Consider the following 16,272-nt stretch of genomic DNA (forward strand, 5'->3'; position numbering starts at 1 on the left):
AAGAATTTTCAGTTTCTTTTCAAAAAACTTCTTCCATCAAATACATCTTAAACATTTCGTTGAGCCGCAATTTTATGTAAGTTTATATACTGAATCTTCTGGGATTGAATTTTCATTTTTTAGGCGCTAGCGCATGGACATTTTAACACCAGAAGATTGAGAAAATCAAACACGATACATACCCACATATGTATTTTTCACCGTAGGGATGTGTCGCATAATTATTTTAAAGATGAAAGCAGAGATTATTACCATAGGCGATGAGATTCTCATCGGTCAGATTATTGATACCAATTCAGGCTGGATTGCCAAACAACTGCTCCAATTCGAAGTCGATATCGTTCAAATGACATCGATCCCTGATACAGAAGAGGCTATTTCAACGACATTGAAAGAGGCTTCAACGCGGGCAGATCTTATTTTAATCACTGGAGGCCTGGGGCCGACGAAAGATGATGTGACAAAAAAAACGGCCGCAGCATATTTTGGAACCACCTTGATCCGCGATGAGCATGTACTTCGGCATGTGACCAACATATTTGAATCGCGCAATCTAACAATGCTCGACATCAATCTACAGCAGGCCGATGTTTTAGCAAATTGTGAGGTCCTATTTAACGACTATGGCACCGCGCCCGGCATGCTGGTCCATCAGGACCAAAAGAGGTTTATTTTTATGCCTGGCGTGCCCTTTGAGATGAAATTTCTGATGGAAAAACATGTGCTGCCCCTATTAGCCAAACAGGATCCTGACTTATTTATCTGTCACGAGACCATTTTGGTTGGCGGAATCGGAGAATCATATTTGGCAGAAGAAATAAAGGATATCGAAGCAGAACTTCCTTCCAGCATAAAATTGGCCTATCTACCAACCTTGGCCTTTATCCGATTGAGACTCTCTGGAAAAAGCAGGAATAAATCTGACATTATGCTCCAGGTTGCCCTTTTTAAAACAAAGCTACTCCATCGTTTACAACACCATGTCATCGCGGACTATAACACAAGCATCGAGCCCTATCTGATTAAAGAGCTTGGCCGCCGAGGTGCTACATTGACTACTGCAGAAAGTTGTACCGGGGGTAGCCTCGCCGCTTCAATAACCGCTGTAGCGGGAAGCAGCACGATATTCCTTGGTGGTACCATCCCCTACTCCAACGCGTTAAAACAACAATTGTTGAACGTCGAGGAAGAAACACTGATCCAATATGGAGCAGTAAGTGAGCAGACTGCTATCGAAATGGCTTCCGGTTCAAAAAAGGCATTTTCTTCCGACTATGCTATTGCGACAACTGGAATAGCGGGACCAGGTGGTGGAACAGCTGAGAAACCAGTTGGCACTATTTGGGTGGCTGTTGCCGGGAAAAAGGAAATTTTAACCAAGAAGTTTCAATTTGATAACGACAGACTGATCAACATCGAACGTACCCGTATGAATGCTTTATTACTTCTATGGAAGTTGCTTGTAAAAGAAAAAGAACAGGATACACAATAAAGTAAAATAATATTTCAAAAAACACGTTATTTAAGGAATAATATTTTAAATTGTTGAAAGTAAACCACAATTTATTTAACTTCGTTTTTCTATAACGAGATTGCTAAAAAATATGGCTTTATATAAACTCTTGCTCCCAAAAATGGGAGAAAGTGTATCCGAGGCAACAATCACAAAATGGTTAAAACAACCTGGTGACCTGATTGAGGAAGATGACACTTTATTGGAAATTGCAACTGACAAAGTTGATTCAGAGGTACCTTCCCCTGTAAAAGGTGTTTTAAAAGAGCATTGCTATACTGTAGACCAGACTGTCCAAGTTGGTGAAGTCGTTGCAATTATAGAAATTGAAGGCGAAAATGAAGAACCTGCGATTCAAGCACAAGAAAATATCGCTCCTTCAGCGGCAACTCCCGAAGAGATCATAGCATTGAACATCCCAGGTGTAGACCAGCTGCCCAATTTAACAGCTGAAATTCCATCTTCTTCATACGAAAATACCCTTCGCTTTTATTCACCTTTAGTGAAAAATATAGCACGCCACGAAGGATTGTCCCAGGATGAACTTGACCGTATCCAGGGTACCGGAGCAGAGGGAAGAGTGACTAAGGAAGATATTTTAACGTATGTATCGCATCGGGATTCCTCCTCAAAATCGACAAAAGCCATTCCGGCAGAGCACACGAATACTAGCACGGGCATGGGTACGGATTCTCCAAAAATAACCTCCGCCGCTCCGTCGCATGTTCACACCGTTGCCAATGGCAGTGATGAAATCATTGAAATGGACCGTATGCGGAGATTAATAGCAGACCATATGGTCAAAAGCGTACAGACCTCTCCCCATGTATGTTCTTTTGTTGAGGCAGATGTCACCAATTTAGTTTTGTGGCGCAATAAAGTTAAAGATGCCTATAAAAAACGCGAAGGAGAAAACATCACGTTTACCCCTTTGTTTATCGAGGCTATTAGCAAGGCTCTCAAAGATTTTCCATTGGTCAATATATCGATCGACGGTTACAATATCATCAAGAAGAAAAACATCAATATTGGTATGGCTGCAGCATTGCCTAATGGCAATCTCATCGTTCCGGTCATCAAAAATGCTGATCAATTAAGCTTAGTAGGGTTGAGTAAAAGTGTCAACGACCTCGCACAACGGTCACGGGCGAATAAATTGAAGCCTGACGATACCCAAGATGGTACATTTACATTCACCAATATCGGCGCTTTCGGTAATATTATGGGAACGCCTATCATTAACCAACCGCAAGCTGCAATCTTGGCTGTCGGTACCATTACGAAAAAACCAGCGGTCATAGAAACAGAGTATGGCGATATGATTGGTATTAGACATATGATGTATCTGTCACTCTCTTACGATCACCGTGCAATCGATGGTGCCCTCGGAGGTACTTTCTTAAAACGTGTGGCCGACTACCTGGAAAACTGGGATAGCAATAGAGTAATCTAGCAATCAGAATAAAAAAACGGCTCTTAACAGAGCCGTTTTTTGTTATTTAGTATATACTTTTTGTTACTTAAACATACTTTGTTCGAACTGTATTTTTTTCTTCTTAATCACCAATTGAAACCGCAGGTACAGTAAAAGCGAAGAGCTTAGCAGGCCCAGCGTTAACCCGTACCAAATCCCCTTGATACCCCAGTTAAACACGACGCCCATGAGGTAGCCGCTTGGTAGCCCAATAATCCAATAAGCGATAAATGTGATTAGGGTTGGTATATTCACATCCCCCATCCCACGTAACACTCCCAGACCGACAACTTGCGTACCATCAAACAATTGGAAAAGGCCCGCAATAATCAACAGCTGAGAAGCAATAATCACCACAGCATGATCTGAGGTAAAGATATAAGGCAAATAATCATTCAATAGCGCGAACAAAGACGCTGTAATCACCATAAAAATCAACACCAATTGATACGACGTGATGGCAAATCGTTCGAGACGAAAAAGATTTCGATTACCATAACTATTCCCCACCTTGATTGTTGCAGCAGCAGCAATACCACTTGCCATCATATACGTCATCGCGGCCAGCTGTATGGCTACTTGATGAGAAGCTTGCGCTGTCGCACTTATGGTACCCGCTAATAAGGATGCCCCTGCAAAAGCCCCAATTTCAAAGACATATTGCATAGCCACGGGTGCCCCGATCCGTACGATCTTCAACAATCGCTCCCGATCGACCAATGTCACTTTAAAGTATTGAATATATCCTTTAAATTTCTGCGATCGCAAGACATAGGTCATCATCACAGACATCATTAACACACGGTCGATCAATGTACTGTATCCGACTCCCTTGACCCCCATTGGGCTGATGCCAAACATCCCTTTGACAAAGATGATCGCCAAAATAATGTTCAGTACATTCCCCCAAATAGTTACATTCATCGCTTGCTTAGTAAACCCCAGGCCTTCAGCAAATTGCTTAAAGGTGCTAAATACCATTAATGGAAGCATCGATAAACTCAGAATAAGCAAATAAGGCTTTGCCTCCTTCACCACAGCCGGATCTTGGTTGAGGTGATCGATCGCCAACATTGAACCAAAATAGACCAATGCGAATAACAAGAGTCCCGCAATAATATTTAACCAAAAGCTATTAGACAACAAAATAGCACATTCTTTTTTATTATCACGGCCATTCTCTTGCGCAATCAATGGCGTGATGCCATACGCTATGCCCAAACCAATGACCATAACAACCATAAAAACAGCATGTACCAACGAAACTGCCGCCAATGGAATGGTTCCTGCAAAATGTCCAACAATCACACTATCTGCGGTATGCACCAGCGTATGTCCCAATTGTGAGATCACCACTGGCCCCGCCAATACCATCGTACTTTTGTAATACGGTTTAAATGTTTTAAATTTTCCCAACATAATCGATTTCCCCAAAAAATAGCCACAAAAATACGAAGATATTTCCGCCCTATCGTCATATTAAAAAATATTTAGCAAAAATATAACAATTTACACCCATCAAATAACCGCACTTTGTTAAGTAATTTTTATGTTTCAAATACCTTAAAATTATCTTAAATTTACTTTTGGGTCTAAGAACTATAGAAATATAAATGTACCTTAGCATCTAGTTAGTAATCAAAAGAAGAGGAAAAAGAGTATGTACAATCCAGTAATAGCATTTCTAAACATCGGAACACAAGAGATGATCTTAATTGTGTTTGCAATCTTGTTACTTTTTGGAGGCAAAAAACTTCCTGAATTGGCGAGAGGTTTAGGAAGAGGAATACGTGAGTTCAAAGATGCATCAGAAGGTATCAAACGTGAAATTTCAGATCAGATCAATAATTTCGAGAAAGACATAGACGTTAAAACAGAAGTAAAAGAAGAAGTTGTTCCTAATGATGTTCGTTTGGCTGAAGAGCAGGCTCAAGCAGCACACGAAGAAGGGGCTAAGCCCCAGGAAGCCGTCGAAGGTTCAGAAACAGATCAACCAAAGAAAAAATATGAATTCACAACACCTGCCGGTGTCGTCGAACATAACCCACATAAACAACCCGATTACGGCGAAGAGCCATCTCACATCACGTACGGGTATAACGATCATTTTGCTGAAACGAAAAACAACGAGGTAGAAGATAAAAAAGTTCCTGAGCAGGACAATACCAGTAAACCTGCTTAATTTTACTACTTTAGTTTATAATTAGATATACTTAGAGCTGTTGAATCACCATTCAACAGCTCTACTTTTTAAGATTAAACCGACAATGAGCTTATCAACACACGAAATTACCATTGCTAATGAGCTTTCTATTAGCGAAAAACAAGTTCGCACGACTATAGCACTATTAGACGAAGGTGCTACTGTTCCGTTTATCTCACGCTACCGTAAGGAAATGACGGGTAGTTTGGACGAAGTTCAAATCACCACGATCAGAGATCGTTTCCAGCAGCTGCGTGATTTAGATAAACGTAAAGAAGCTGTTCTTAAATCGATCAACGATCAGGGAAAATTGACACCGGAGCTTGAGCAGCAGCTTTTGGGTGCCGAAACCATGGCCAGTCTCGAAGATATCTATTTGCCTTACAAACCCAAGCGTAAAACTCGCGCCGGTGTGGCACGTGAAAAAGGTCTGCAACCTTTAGCGGATCTCATTTTAGCACAAGAAATAGGAGATTTCCTCCCCCTTGCCGACAGTTTAATAAATGAAGAAAAAGGCGTTAAGAATACAGAGGAGGCACTAGCAGGTGCCCGCGATATCATCGCAGAGATCATTGCGGAAGATGCGACAGTGAGAGCCAAAGCGAGAGCGATATTCCTCGAAAAAAGCACATTTGTTTCACGGGTAGTTCCTGGAAAGGAAGAAGCTGCACTAAAGTATAAAGATTATTACGAATGGTCTGAACCGTTGAAAAATGCACCTTCACATCGTGTGCTGGCCATGCGCCGCGGAGAAAAAGAGGAATTACTCTATTTAGATATCGATATCAATGAAGAAGAAATTCTACCAGGTATCGAATCCATCTATATTAAGGGTTCCAACGATGCCGCAGCTCAGGTAAAACTCGCCTTGGTCGATAGCTACAAGCGGCTGTTAAAACCTTCTATGGAGACGGAAATTCGTGTATTGACACGTCAAAAAGCCGATGAGGAAGCCATCAAAGTTTTTGCCGACAATGTGCGTCAACTACTTCTAGCCGCTCCACTAGGGCAGAAAAGGCTGCTCGCGATCGACCCAGGATTTCGTACAGGCTGTAAAACGGTTGTTCTGGACGAACAGGGACAGCTTAAAGAAAATACGGCCATCTTTCCGCATACAGGAGTCAATGGACTTGCAGAAGCAAAAAAAACAATTCAGTATCTAGTATCAAAATATGATATCCAAGCCATCGCAATCGGCAATGGGACCGCAGGTCGTGAAACGGAAGAATTTGTACGGAGACTCGGATTAAATAACGTTACCATCGTAATGGTCAATGAAAGTGGAGCCTCTATTTATTCGGCTTCCGAAACTGCCCGTGAAGAATTTCCAGATCAAGATGTTACGGTACGCGGCGCAGTATCTATTGGTAGACGGTTGATGGACCCATTGGCTGAACTGGTTAAGATTGATCCAAAATCGATCGGTGTCGGACAATATCAGCATGATGTAGATCAAAATAAACTCCAGACTTCATTGGATGATACGGTCATCAGTTGCGTAAATGCTGTCGGTGTCGAATTGAATACGGCCTCCAAACAAATTTTATCCTACGTTTCCGGTCTTGGTCCATCCCTGGCACAACAGATCATCAAATACCGGAATGAGAACGGTCCTTTTGCCTCCAGGCGCGAACTGAAAAAAGTTCCTCGCCTTGGCGATAAAGTCTTTGAACAAGCTGCAGGCTTTCTACGCATCCGCCATGCCGCAAACCCACTGGATTCGTCGGCGGTACACCCCGAGCGTTATGCATTGGTCGAACAAATGGCCAAAGACCTTGGCAAAAAAGTAGAAGATCTATTGACTGACGCTGACTTGCGAAAATCGATCCCTTTGAAAAACTATATCTCAGAGGAAGTTGGATTACCGACATTGAATGATATTCTCAATGAATTAGCGAAACCCGGATTAGATCCAAGGGAAAAGTTCGAAGCATTCTCATTCACAGATGGCGTCAATACCATTGGGGATTTAAAAGTGGGCATGAAGCTGCCAGGAATCGTGACGAATATTACAAATTTCGGAGCCTTTGTTGATATTGGCGTACATCAAGATGGCTTGGTACATCTAAGCCAATTATCGAATCGCTATATATCGGACCCCCATGAAGTCGTCAAAGTACAGCAACACGTCATGGTAACAGTAACAGAAGTAGACGAAAAGCGTAGTCGTATCGCATTGTCAATGAAAACAGATGAAAAGCCTGCGCTACCCAAAAACAAAAAAAATGAACCTAAAAAGCAGGCCGAGCCACAAACGGATATGGCCAGCAAGCTCGCTGCATTGGCGAGTAAGTTCAAATAGATAGTTGTAACATCCTATCGAAAAGCTGACCGTTCGCCGGACTGCCCCTCATAAAAGTGCTTAACATTTTTTGGCGGCGCTGCGGCGACTGGTCAGCTTTTTTTGATTCGATTAAATCCAATGTCCGTCATTCGTATCGCTGTTTTATTTTGTATCTTTAGAGGAAACAAGTTTAGACCCGTTATGAAAAATTGTACCTTACTATTCTTCCTATTTTTTGGAATTTATTTTTCTAAAATCCAGGCACAGCAACTTCACGACGGAGCCTATCTATACCAGGATGGCATCAATAAACACTTAATGCTCGTTAAAGATCATTATATCTCGTTTATAAGTTACGATGATGTCAGAAAACGTTTTCAACATACCTGGGGTGGGCCACTTGATAAACAGCCTAATCTGATCAATATCGCCATCGAGTATAATTCACAGGATTCATCTGCCATCGGCAAAACAACTCAATTGCCGTATCGGAGTGAAGCAGACTCCCTTCGCCTAAAAATAGCCAATAGCTATCATCTCTATATTAAACAGAAAAAAGTCCCGCAGGACCTGGACGCACTTTGGCGCATCACTGGTCGCCAACAAGGAGAAAAAATGCAGGATATTCCGAAAGCAGACCGCAAAACAATCAAAATATTGGTTGATGGCTATTTTCAATGGATAGCGATTAATCCTGCACAAAAAGGTTTCTATGGTACTGGCGGGGGCAATTATCAATACGATAACAATCGGTATACTGAAAAAATACAATTCTTTTCGAGAGACAATAATCGAGTTGGGCAAGAACTGGCCTTTGACGGTGAAATTGTAGATGGCAGATGGCAGCATAGAGGAAAAAGCTCGAAAGGAGACGATATTTATGAAATTTGGAGCAAAGAAATAACAGAATAAAAAAATATGACAATAGAAGAATTTCAATCACTTGAAAGTCCACTTCAGCATTGGACAGCGGTACAAAAGTCACTTTGGTATGATCTGAAAGGAAATTGGAAAACCGCGCACGACCTCATCGATCAATTGGGGGGAACTGACGCAGCACATGTTCATGCTTATTTACACCGCAAAGAAGGTGATCAATGGAATGCAGAATATTGGTATCGCCGCGCCAAACAAAATGTATACAGAGGCAATCTTGATGATGAGTGGAAAGAACTCTTCAAGTGTTACGTTGTGTAATAACAATTACCCTATTTTCGGACAGGGGCTGTTCTCTTTTATATACACATGCGGAAAGTTTGCCCAATAAAATAGGCGAAATTTTACCAAAAATTAACTCAATCCTTTTTCAAACTACTTAACATCTTTAAAAACATAAAAATATTACCAAATAAGATATAACATCAACTAAATCAAGTGATATTACGTAACAAAAATAACACAAAGAAAAATAGTATAAAACTAACGAGTAGAATGGCACAGATATTGAATATAGTCTACTATACTTGAGAAAGTATACTTTTCATAAATTTAGGTTAATAATTGGTTAGGTTAAACACTTGAAGTTCCCCACTTCAAGTGTTTTTTTTTAGCAAAAACTCAATCGAAGTAACATCAAATCCACTTCCCCATTCTTTTTTTAATTAGGACACTTTCCTTCATTAAAAGGTATATTAAAAATTTAAAACAATACATTGTATTACTATGTATTTTGTTATATATTTACTTCCATGAACAAAGAATTTATTGACAAATGGATTTCACAGCTAAAAAAAGGAAGTCTTTCTTTTGTTGTATTAGGTATTCTTGCCTATGATCAGGAATACTATGGCTACGATCTTATCCAGGAGGTCAAGAAGAAAACGGCCATTGATATTGCTGAAGGAACATTATACCCCTTATTGATCCGTTTAAAAAACGAAGGCCTGGTCGAATCGAACTGGGTGCCTCAGGAAACTGGGATTCCAAGAAAATATTATAAAATAACAAAGGAAGGCCAAAGTACTTTCTTAGAGATGAGAACGTACTGGACAAGCTTAAACCAACATTTAACCACTTTGACGCATGCATTATAACCAGATACCCTTTACAAATAGATCCTCAGCTCAGCTATATCAAGACTACATGTCAACAGCGACTGCTCTTGTAAAAAAATTAGCCTTGGAGCAAAGACAGGATATCTTATGTGAAATCAATAGCCACATATTTGAGGCATTGCAACAGCAGCTTCCCCCACAATTAATCCATGACGCCATGCCTAGTCAGCTCCAAGAAATCTTAGATAAACTCGGGTTACCAGAGACTTTTATCAAGGAAATGATTTTGTCAACGTCCATTGCCCCGTCAATAGAATCTCCTCGTAAATCCCTATCCTTATTACGAGTACCTATCATGCTCACACAAGGGATCATAAACATAATTTATTATATCATCTATACCCTGATGCTCATCGCCGTATTTCTCATCGTGGCCAAGTTTATTGATCCTCAGGGAGTCGGATTCTTCTATGCGCCCAACAAGTTTTTCATATTCGGCAAACTTATTTTACAGCACGAAGAAGCCCTACGTTACGAACAATTGGGCAATTATTTCATTCCGGCCTTTCTATTTATCATCAGTGGACTTTACTATTCCTCCACGTTAATTTTGAAACTCAAAAAATCTATTCCCCATAAATTATGAAAAGAACCACCGTATTATTGTTCCTCGTAGGAACCCTATCAAACCCCGTCCTCAAAGCCCAGGAATTCACTCCTGTTCGTATGGATAGTCTCATGTCCGTCATGGACAAAAATAACGTCTGGATGGGCAGTATTGCGATCAGCAAAGGTGATCAATTGCTTTATCAAAAGACAATTGGATATGCCGATCTGGCGCAGAAAAAGAAAGCGACCATAGATACCCGTTATGGCATAGGCTCGATCTCCAAAACATTCACCGCAACACTTGTTCTAAAAACAGCTGAACTTGGAAAACTCCAATTAAACCAAACATTGTCCGTATACGTTAAGGGTATTCCCAACGCCGAAAAGATTACTGTTCGTCAATTGTTAAATCACAGCAGCGGAGTTCACAGCATCACGGACGACAAAGATTATTTGACATGGAACACTAAACCGCAAACAGAACAGGAACTTGTCGCACGCATCATCAAAGGCAGAGTTGAATTTGACCCCGGCAGCAAGCATGTATATAGTAATTCAAACTACATTCTACTTACTTATATTCTGGAAAAAGTATGGAAAAAAGACTATGCTTCTTTATTGAAAGAGTATATCTGCCAGCCACTAAAGTTGGAACAAACCACATTTGGCCGTCCACAAAATAACGGCAGTGATCTGAGCGAATCTTATCGGTATACACAAGAATGGACCCTTGAACCACACACGGACAACTCAGTTCCGCTTGGTGCTGGCGCAGTGTGGTCAACTCCGGCAGACCTGGCCAGATTTTTCAATGCATTATTTAGCCATAAAATCATCAATGCTGCAAGCCTGGAAGAGATGAAAAAAATAGATCAGGGCTATGGGATCGGCTTATTCCAATTGCCCTTCTATGAACATGTAGGCTTTGGCCACACAGGCGGTATAGACGGTTACTCTTCTGTCGCTGGCCATTTTGATGATGGCAATTATAATGTCGCTATCATTAGTAATGCCAACAATTATACTAATAATGAAATTTTAAAGTTCAGTCTGGGCGAACTTTATAAAAGGCCCTTTCCACTTCCTGATCTTGCGGAATTACAATTGACGGAGGAAGAAATTTCAAGTCTCATTGGCGAATATAAAAGCGAGCAACCTCCTATTCAGATAAATATTACGAGAGAGGGCAACAAGGTATTTGGACAGGTCGTTGGTCAATCTTCATTTCAGCTAAAAGCGAAGGATAGAAACACGCTGGTCCAACCGCAATTTGGTGTAAAGATCGTCTTTGAACGTAACGAAAACAAAATGACACTCTATCAAAATGGACATACACTCGTTTTAAGGAAATAAGGAGATACTGCCGTTAACTACCGCAACGATTCATGGCCCTTATTCGGCACTATCTGAAATTTTTCATTAGGTAGTTATGAAGTTATATCGACATCCTCCATGCGGACCGATGCCCTCGTCATCACGCAATATCGCTAAAAGAGCTGTGGCTGAACTAAAACCACTGCTCTTTCAACTAACGTGTCTTACAGTTTTTCTAAATAGAAATCATCACCATACACAGTACCGCTCAAGGGTTTATAGAAATAGACCGTAGCCGTAGTATTATTGGCGCCAGTTGTAAAAGTAACCGAAGCATTGGAATAGCTGGTCGTACCAATAGTCGCATTGACTGCAGTTCCACCAAAGTTTTTGACGCCGATACTAACAGACTGGCCAGCTGTAGACACTTTGGCGTAGCCACCGAACCGATAGGTCGTATTTGGCGTTAAACCGGTCAGGTATTGTTCAATGGATGTCTCCCCGCCCGTTTCGCGGATGCATCTGCTTCCTGTCCGGGCGTCGGTGGAAACGACCGATGATCCGCCACCCCATGTTGTCCATGGATAGATGGTACCACTTTCGAAATCGCCATTGCTAAATAAAGGTAGCTTATACACACGTACATAATCAACCTGCATACTAAAGGGCAGGTCAGCATTTGTGATCGCTCCTGGCCATCCAGCTCCACCGGCCTGATTTAAAATCAGATAAAAAGGTACGTCAAATGGCCATTGTTGCGTTCCGCCACCAGAAACCCTTGCGTAGGTATATTGCAATACATTGTTGACGTAAAATCGAATGTCGTTTGGACTCCAGATCATCGTATATAAGTTGTAATCTGTCGTATTATAAGTGGCCGCTTTTGAAGCGGTGCTTCCACCATTTGCATTAGTAACCGAGCTATTATGGATCGTATGATACATCACACTTTCGTTGTTGACATGCTCCATAATATCAATTTCACCACAGGCTGGCCAGCCTCCATACGCCGTAGCCGGTTCGGGCATCATCCAAATCGCAGGCCAGGAGCCTCTTCCTTGTGTAAACTTAGCCCTCACTTCAACTTTACCATAAGTCATACTAAATTTTCCCATCGACTTAACTCCACCCGCATGATAGGCAACAGGATCTCCGGCTACAACCGCATTATCCATACGCAATACAAGATTGCTCCCGTCTTGGGATGCATAAGCCGGCAGGGAGGTCATATACTTATTCCATGCGACAGTGCCCCTGTCTGCATAAGACCATTTTGTGGAATCAAATCCCCCGTTACTATTAAACTCATCCGACCAGATCAGTTCGTAATCTGTTGTCGCTACGGCAGTAGCATTGAATAGCTTAGTCGAGGCCTTCGCCTTACTGACTTCCGGAATCGAAGTTTTTGTTGTTGTCGAGTCTTTTTTGCAGGCAAAAATAGACAGGCTAGTTGCGATTAGGCTCAACACCAGCCAAAATTTGGTTTTTCTCATTTAGTTTTGGATTATTGGTTTTAATTAAGTTATAGCGTTATTTGACAGCCTGTGGAGCAAGCTGCATTAGAAACGAAGATTCATTTTTTTCTTTCATTTCTTCCTTCCTGTTTTAACCAAAAGGAAGAAATGAAAGAAAATGTGTATTATTTCGATAACACGATGTGCCTGGTTATTTAAAATTTACTGGCAGAAAGACAATTTTGCTGTAATTCTCTTTTTCAAATAGAACACCGAGTTTATTTTTATTTAAAAGTACTAAATCGGAATAAGCAGCATAATCCCCTTTCACACCTTCGGGAGCTTTGGCAACGACCTGATTGAAATACCATGTTTTGCCCTGATCTTTACTTAAACGAACGGTTAGATTGTCCCTTCTATGGGTTGATGCAGCATTACAAACAGCCAATACATATTTTCCTTTCTTTTGCCAGGAAAGTACCGAGCCCTGGTTGACTGGATCGGCCAGATTTTTATCATAATAGGTTGTATCCCAACTGACACCACCATCACTGGAATAGGACACAATCCTCGATTTTACGTTACCTTGTTGATTACGGGAATTCATATACAGTCCTGTATGCGATATTTGCGCGGCCATGGTTTCATTTGATCCTTCAAATTTCACGCTCGCCCCTATCTTGAAGGTCTTTCCATGATCGTCCGAGTAATACGAATGCGCAAAATAGTCCTTGCCATTTTCTTTTGGATTTCCTTCAGAATGGTTAGCAGGAATATAAATGCGTCCTTTATACTTACCAGAATCAAATTGTAAAGCATGCCCGGGTGTATTCGCATAGGTTCGCCAATCGTCCTTAAAGGTATATTGCGCATTTACTGACGGTTGATTGGGGCGATGTGTCTCGAGCGTAATATTCTGTGGCTTGGACCATGTTTTACCGCCATCGGATGAACTAATTGACCAACATTCCCGCAGGCCACTCCCTTTGCGCACTTCTCCCTCATGATTATTCCCCGTATTGTAAAAAAGTAAGAGACGTCCTTGAGGATATGCTGGATCCAATAGATCAACTACAGGTGCTGGATTTCCCACCTGTAAATTATCGTTGTCCACAGCGACTTGCAATGGCCCCCAGGTCTTTCCATTATCCTTACTGGTTTTATAAACAATATCCACATTACCAAAATCGCCAGCATGATCCACCCGACCTTCGGCAAAAGCAATTAACTGTCCATTTTTATCCTTTACAATGGCAGGTATACGATAGCTTTTATAGCCCTCTTCGCCTGAAACAAACACATTCACTTCCTGTGCGTGGCAGATACTGGCTAACATTGCAAATACCACCATTGTCCCTAATTTCTTCATATCGATATAAGTTTATTGTTACTTTTCTTTAAAAATTTCATCTGCATTCATGCATTTAGATATACGATTTACTGCTCCCTTTCAATCGGGAGACAGGTAAACATCCATTTCAGTGGATTTTGCCAGTCTTTCCCTTGTAATTTCCCCACGGGCAGTTTGACTACAATGGTATTCCAGCCCTTGCGCAATTGAATCATCGTAGGACTTCGGTAACTGTATCCCTCATCAATTAAGGGGATTTCAAGGTCTCCCCTTTTACCCGCCTGTTGCCAATCTGGCGGAAGCACTTTATGTCCATTGACCCAAAGTGTGCTCATTCGATCGTCCCAGGTCCCCAAATGTGGTGAATCACTGGCATACGAACGCGAGAGATCATTAAAACCGATCCAAAAACCTTGGTTGCCCCCTTTTTCACTCCACACTTTGCTCAGGGCATACACGGTACTATTTTCAAGTGGACTGTCAATCGCCCCTTTAACAACATCAGCCCACCAATGGCGCAATACAATGGTACCTCCGTAAAACTCGCCGATCTTTTTCAAAGCGTTAAAATCTCCTGTAGCTTCATTTTTTAAGGCCATACCCAGATCGCCTTTATTTTCCACAGGCCCGTATAATATCCATTTTTGCCTACTTTGTTGGTGGTAGGGAAAGATAAGACCATTAAAATACAGTTGTTTATGTGTAAGTAAACGCTTTTCAAATTCGACAAAATCAGCCAATCCTTTCACATCCGTTTTGATATTACTACGCCATGCAAAATCCCCTCCCCCTCGCCAGCTGCGCTCCGCAAATGTCAATAAAGCGGGGTAAACTCCATTTTGACGAAATAGATCGTTTTCATTCTTCACCGCGCGATCGGGCCATGAACATAGCGTAGCACCCATTAACTTTTCATTTTCTGCAGACTGTCCGCCCAACTGCCTATAGAACAAGGTCGTCACCGTTTCTAAAGGATCCATGTGATTGATGTACAAGTGCTTTGAATCAATGACTTCAAAAGGCGAATCATTGGTAATAGCTTTTGGGCCACCCATCCAAAGCTGCCGGATTGTGTTTGGCTGCAAATTGCCGCCGGGTTCCCAACCAATAGTTTTTAGACCCAAATCCTCCGTCCATGTTGTCATCATCGGTAAAAATTCTTGATTATGAATTTTCACCTCATCCCCCCCAATATGCAGATAAGGTAGTCCTGGATAAGTGTTTGCAAATTCCTTAACCAGTTCCTTGAGGATAGCTATGCCGCTATCACTCTGCATATCAGTTTTAAAATAACGGCGAAATGCTGCTGAATGTCCCGGCATATCAATTTCGGGTACAAGTTGGATATGCCGATCACAACAATACCGAATTAGTTCTTGCATTTCCTCAACGGTATAATACTTTCCCTTCCAACGCTCCATATTCGTCGAGTCGGTCAAACCGGGATATTTTTTGCTGATCAGTCGCCAAGCAATATCCTCAGTGAAATGAAAGTGAAAAATATTCAGTTTATAGCGCGCCATGATATCGATCTGCTCTTTTAGCACATCCATTGACTGAAAATTTCGTCCGACGTCTACCAAGTAACCGCGCCAGCGAAAGGAAGGATAATCGGTAATGGAGCAATAGGGCAACTTGCCATCACTGCCTCTGAGTTGACCCAGAGTTTGTAAGGCATAAAAAACACCGGCACTCGTTCTGGCTTCGATCTGTATTCCCTGTTCATCTACGTCGATCCGATAAGCCTCCAATGATGCCGAAGGTAAAACCAATTGGTGATCACAAACAATGGTGATATTTTTATTCTTGAAGTTGTCGAAAATAACCTGAGTTACATTCCAATCTTTCAACAAGAGGCTTAACATCTGCCTATCAGCATTTTCAACCTCCCCTTTGATATGCACATGGACAAGATCCGGTAAACAATAACGCCCTGTTTTCCAGCTCACAGCATGGGGCATAGGAAGCAAAGGAGGTTTGATTGAATCCGGTAGACAGCATAAAGGACTGATTAAAATAAGAATAACCAGCAGACCGGATAGCAATGTACATGTAATGGACTTTTGGTGCTCCATA

General features: G+C 41.6%; 13 protein-coding genes. 9 read left to right on the forward strand and 4 right to left on the reverse strand.

Annotated features, from left to right (window positions below):
* Positions 1 to 232: 232 nt before the first annotated feature.
* Complete coding sequence (locus B4Z47_RS09720; protein WP_070564894.1) at positions 233 to 1,492, forward strand: competence/damage-inducible protein A; 1,260 nt, start codon at positions 233 to 235, stop codon at positions 1,490 to 1,492.
* A 112-nt stretch (positions 1,493 to 1,604) separates the two neighbouring features.
* Entirely contained in the window at positions 1,605 to 2,966 is a 1,362-nt protein-coding gene (locus B4Z47_RS09725; protein ID WP_070564890.1) for a dihydrolipoamide acetyltransferase family protein, read from the forward strand.
* Between the two features lie 63 nt (positions 2,967 to 3,029).
* On the opposite strand, the gene B4Z47_RS09730 is transcribed toward B4Z47_RS09725, so the two are convergent.
* Complete coding sequence (locus B4Z47_RS09730) at positions 3,030 to 4,406, reverse strand: MATE family efflux transporter (protein WP_070564888.1); 1,377 nt, start codon at positions 4,404 to 4,406, stop codon at positions 3,030 to 3,032.
* A gap of 241 nt (positions 4,407 to 4,647) precedes the next feature.
* On the opposite strand from B4Z47_RS09730, the gene B4Z47_RS09735 reads away from it, so the two are divergent.
* The 7 genes from B4Z47_RS09735 to B4Z47_RS09765 all read left to right on the forward strand — a co-directional run bounded on the left by B4Z47_RS09735 (position 4,648) and on the right by B4Z47_RS09765 (position 11,430).
* Positions 4,648 to 5,169, forward strand: coding sequence for a Sec-independent protein translocase subunit TatA/TatB (locus B4Z47_RS09735; protein WP_070564886.1), 522 nt, complete (start codon positions 4,648 to 4,650; stop codon positions 5,167 to 5,169).
* 85 nt (positions 5,170 to 5,254) lie between these two features.
* Positions 5,255 to 7,492: a Tex family protein gene (locus B4Z47_RS09740; RefSeq protein ID WP_070564883.1), complete on the forward strand. Its 2,238-nt coding sequence runs from the start codon at positions 5,255 to 5,257 to the stop codon at positions 7,490 to 7,492.
* A 183-nt stretch (positions 7,493 to 7,675) separates the two neighbouring features.
* On the forward strand, positions 7,676 to 8,386 hold the full coding sequence (locus tag B4Z47_RS09745) for a hypothetical protein (protein WP_070564880.1): 711 nt from the start codon (positions 7,676 to 7,678) through the stop codon (positions 8,384 to 8,386).
* Between the two features lie 6 nt (positions 8,387 to 8,392).
* Positions 8,393 to 8,671 carry a hypothetical protein gene (locus B4Z47_RS09750; RefSeq protein WP_070564877.1) on the forward strand — a complete coding sequence of 93 codons (279 nt, stop codon included), beginning with the start codon at positions 8,393 to 8,395 and terminating at the stop codon, positions 8,669 to 8,671.
* 491 nt (positions 8,672 to 9,162) lie between these two features.
* Positions 9,163 to 9,507 carry a PadR family transcriptional regulator gene (locus tag B4Z47_RS09755; protein ID WP_070564875.1) on the forward strand — a complete coding sequence of 115 codons (345 nt, stop codon included), beginning with the start codon at positions 9,163 to 9,165 and terminating at the stop codon, positions 9,505 to 9,507.
* 49 nt (positions 9,508 to 9,556) lie between these two features.
* Entirely contained in the window at positions 9,557 to 10,114 is a 558-nt protein-coding gene (locus tag B4Z47_RS09760) for a hypothetical protein (protein WP_139144957.1), read from the forward strand.
* Positions 10,111 to 11,430 carry a serine hydrolase domain-containing protein gene (locus B4Z47_RS09765; protein WP_070564868.1) on the forward strand — a complete coding sequence of 440 codons (1,320 nt, stop codon included), beginning with the start codon at positions 10,111 to 10,113 and terminating at the stop codon, positions 11,428 to 11,430. Before B4Z47_RS09760 ends, B4Z47_RS09765 begins: the two co-directional genes overlap by 4 nt.
* 185 nt (positions 11,431 to 11,615) lie before the next feature.
* On the opposite strand, the gene B4Z47_RS09770 is transcribed toward B4Z47_RS09765, so the two are convergent.
* The 3 genes from B4Z47_RS09770 to B4Z47_RS09780 form a co-directional block, all read right to left on the reverse strand.
* A complete protein-coding gene (locus B4Z47_RS09770) occupies positions 11,616 to 12,884 on the reverse strand; it encodes a family 16 glycosylhydrolase (protein WP_070564865.1) in 1,269 nt (422 codons plus the stop codon).
* A gap of 172 nt (positions 12,885 to 13,056) precedes the next feature.
* Positions 13,057 to 14,214, reverse strand: a complete 1,158-nt coding sequence (locus B4Z47_RS09775; protein ID WP_070564862.1) for a sialidase family protein — start codon at positions 14,212 to 14,214, stop codon at positions 13,057 to 13,059.
* 68 nt (positions 14,215 to 14,282) lie between these two features.
* Positions 14,283 to 16,271, reverse strand: a complete 1,989-nt coding sequence (locus B4Z47_RS09780) for a family 20 glycosylhydrolase (protein ID WP_070564860.1) — start codon at positions 16,269 to 16,271, stop codon at positions 14,283 to 14,285.
* Position 16,272: the final 1 nt, after the last annotated feature.

Source organism: Sphingobacterium sp. UBA2610 (assembly GCF_002339225.1).
GTDB lineage: Bacteria > Bacteroidota > Bacteroidia > Sphingobacteriales > Sphingobacteriaceae > Sphingobacterium > Sphingobacterium multivorum.

Excerpts from the sequence above, each read along its gene's own strand:
- B4Z47_RS09725 (WP_070564890.1), top strand. The coding sequence starts at position 1,605 with ATGGCTTTATATAAACTCTTGCTCCCAAAAATGGGAGAAAGTGTATCC.
- B4Z47_RS09735 (WP_070564886.1), top strand. The coding sequence starts at position 4,648 with ATGTACAATCCAGTAATAGCATTTCTAAACATCGGAACACAAGAGATG.
- B4Z47_RS09750 (WP_070564877.1), top strand. The coding sequence starts at position 8,393 with ATGACAATAGAAGAATTTCAATCACTTGAAAGTCCACTTCAGCATTGG.
- B4Z47_RS09720 (WP_070564894.1), top strand. The coding sequence starts at position 233 with ATGAAAGCAGAGATTATTACCATAGGCGATGAGATTCTCATCGGTCAG.
- B4Z47_RS09745 (WP_070564880.1), top strand. The coding sequence starts at position 7,676 with ATGAAAAATTGTACCTTACTATTCTTCCTATTTTTTGGAATTTATTTT.
- B4Z47_RS09775 (WP_070564862.1), bottom strand. The coding sequence starts at position 14,214 with ATGAAGAAATTAGGGACAATGGTGGTATTTGCAATGTTAGCCAGTATC.
- B4Z47_RS09780 (WP_070564860.1), bottom strand. The coding sequence starts at position 16,271 with ATGGAGCACCAAAAGTCCATTACATGTACATTGCTATCCGGTCTGCTG.
- B4Z47_RS09740 (WP_070564883.1), top strand. The coding sequence starts at position 5,255 with ATGAGCTTATCAACACACGAAATTACCATTGCTAATGAGCTTTCTATT.
- B4Z47_RS09760 (WP_139144957.1), top strand. The coding sequence starts at position 9,557 with ATGTCAACAGCGACTGCTCTTGTAAAAAAATTAGCCTTGGAGCAAAGA.
- B4Z47_RS09765 (WP_070564868.1), top strand. The coding sequence starts at position 10,111 with ATGAAAAGAACCACCGTATTATTGTTCCTCGTAGGAACCCTATCAAAC.
- B4Z47_RS09755 (WP_070564875.1), top strand. The coding sequence starts at position 9,163 with ATGAACAAAGAATTTATTGACAAATGGATTTCACAGCTAAAAAAAGGA.
- B4Z47_RS09730 (WP_070564888.1), bottom strand. The coding sequence starts at position 4,406 with ATGTTGGGAAAATTTAAAACATTTAAACCGTATTACAAAAGTACGATG.
- B4Z47_RS09770 (WP_070564865.1), bottom strand. The coding sequence starts at position 12,884 with ATGAGAAAAACCAAATTTTGGCTGGTGTTGAGCCTAATCGCAACTAGC.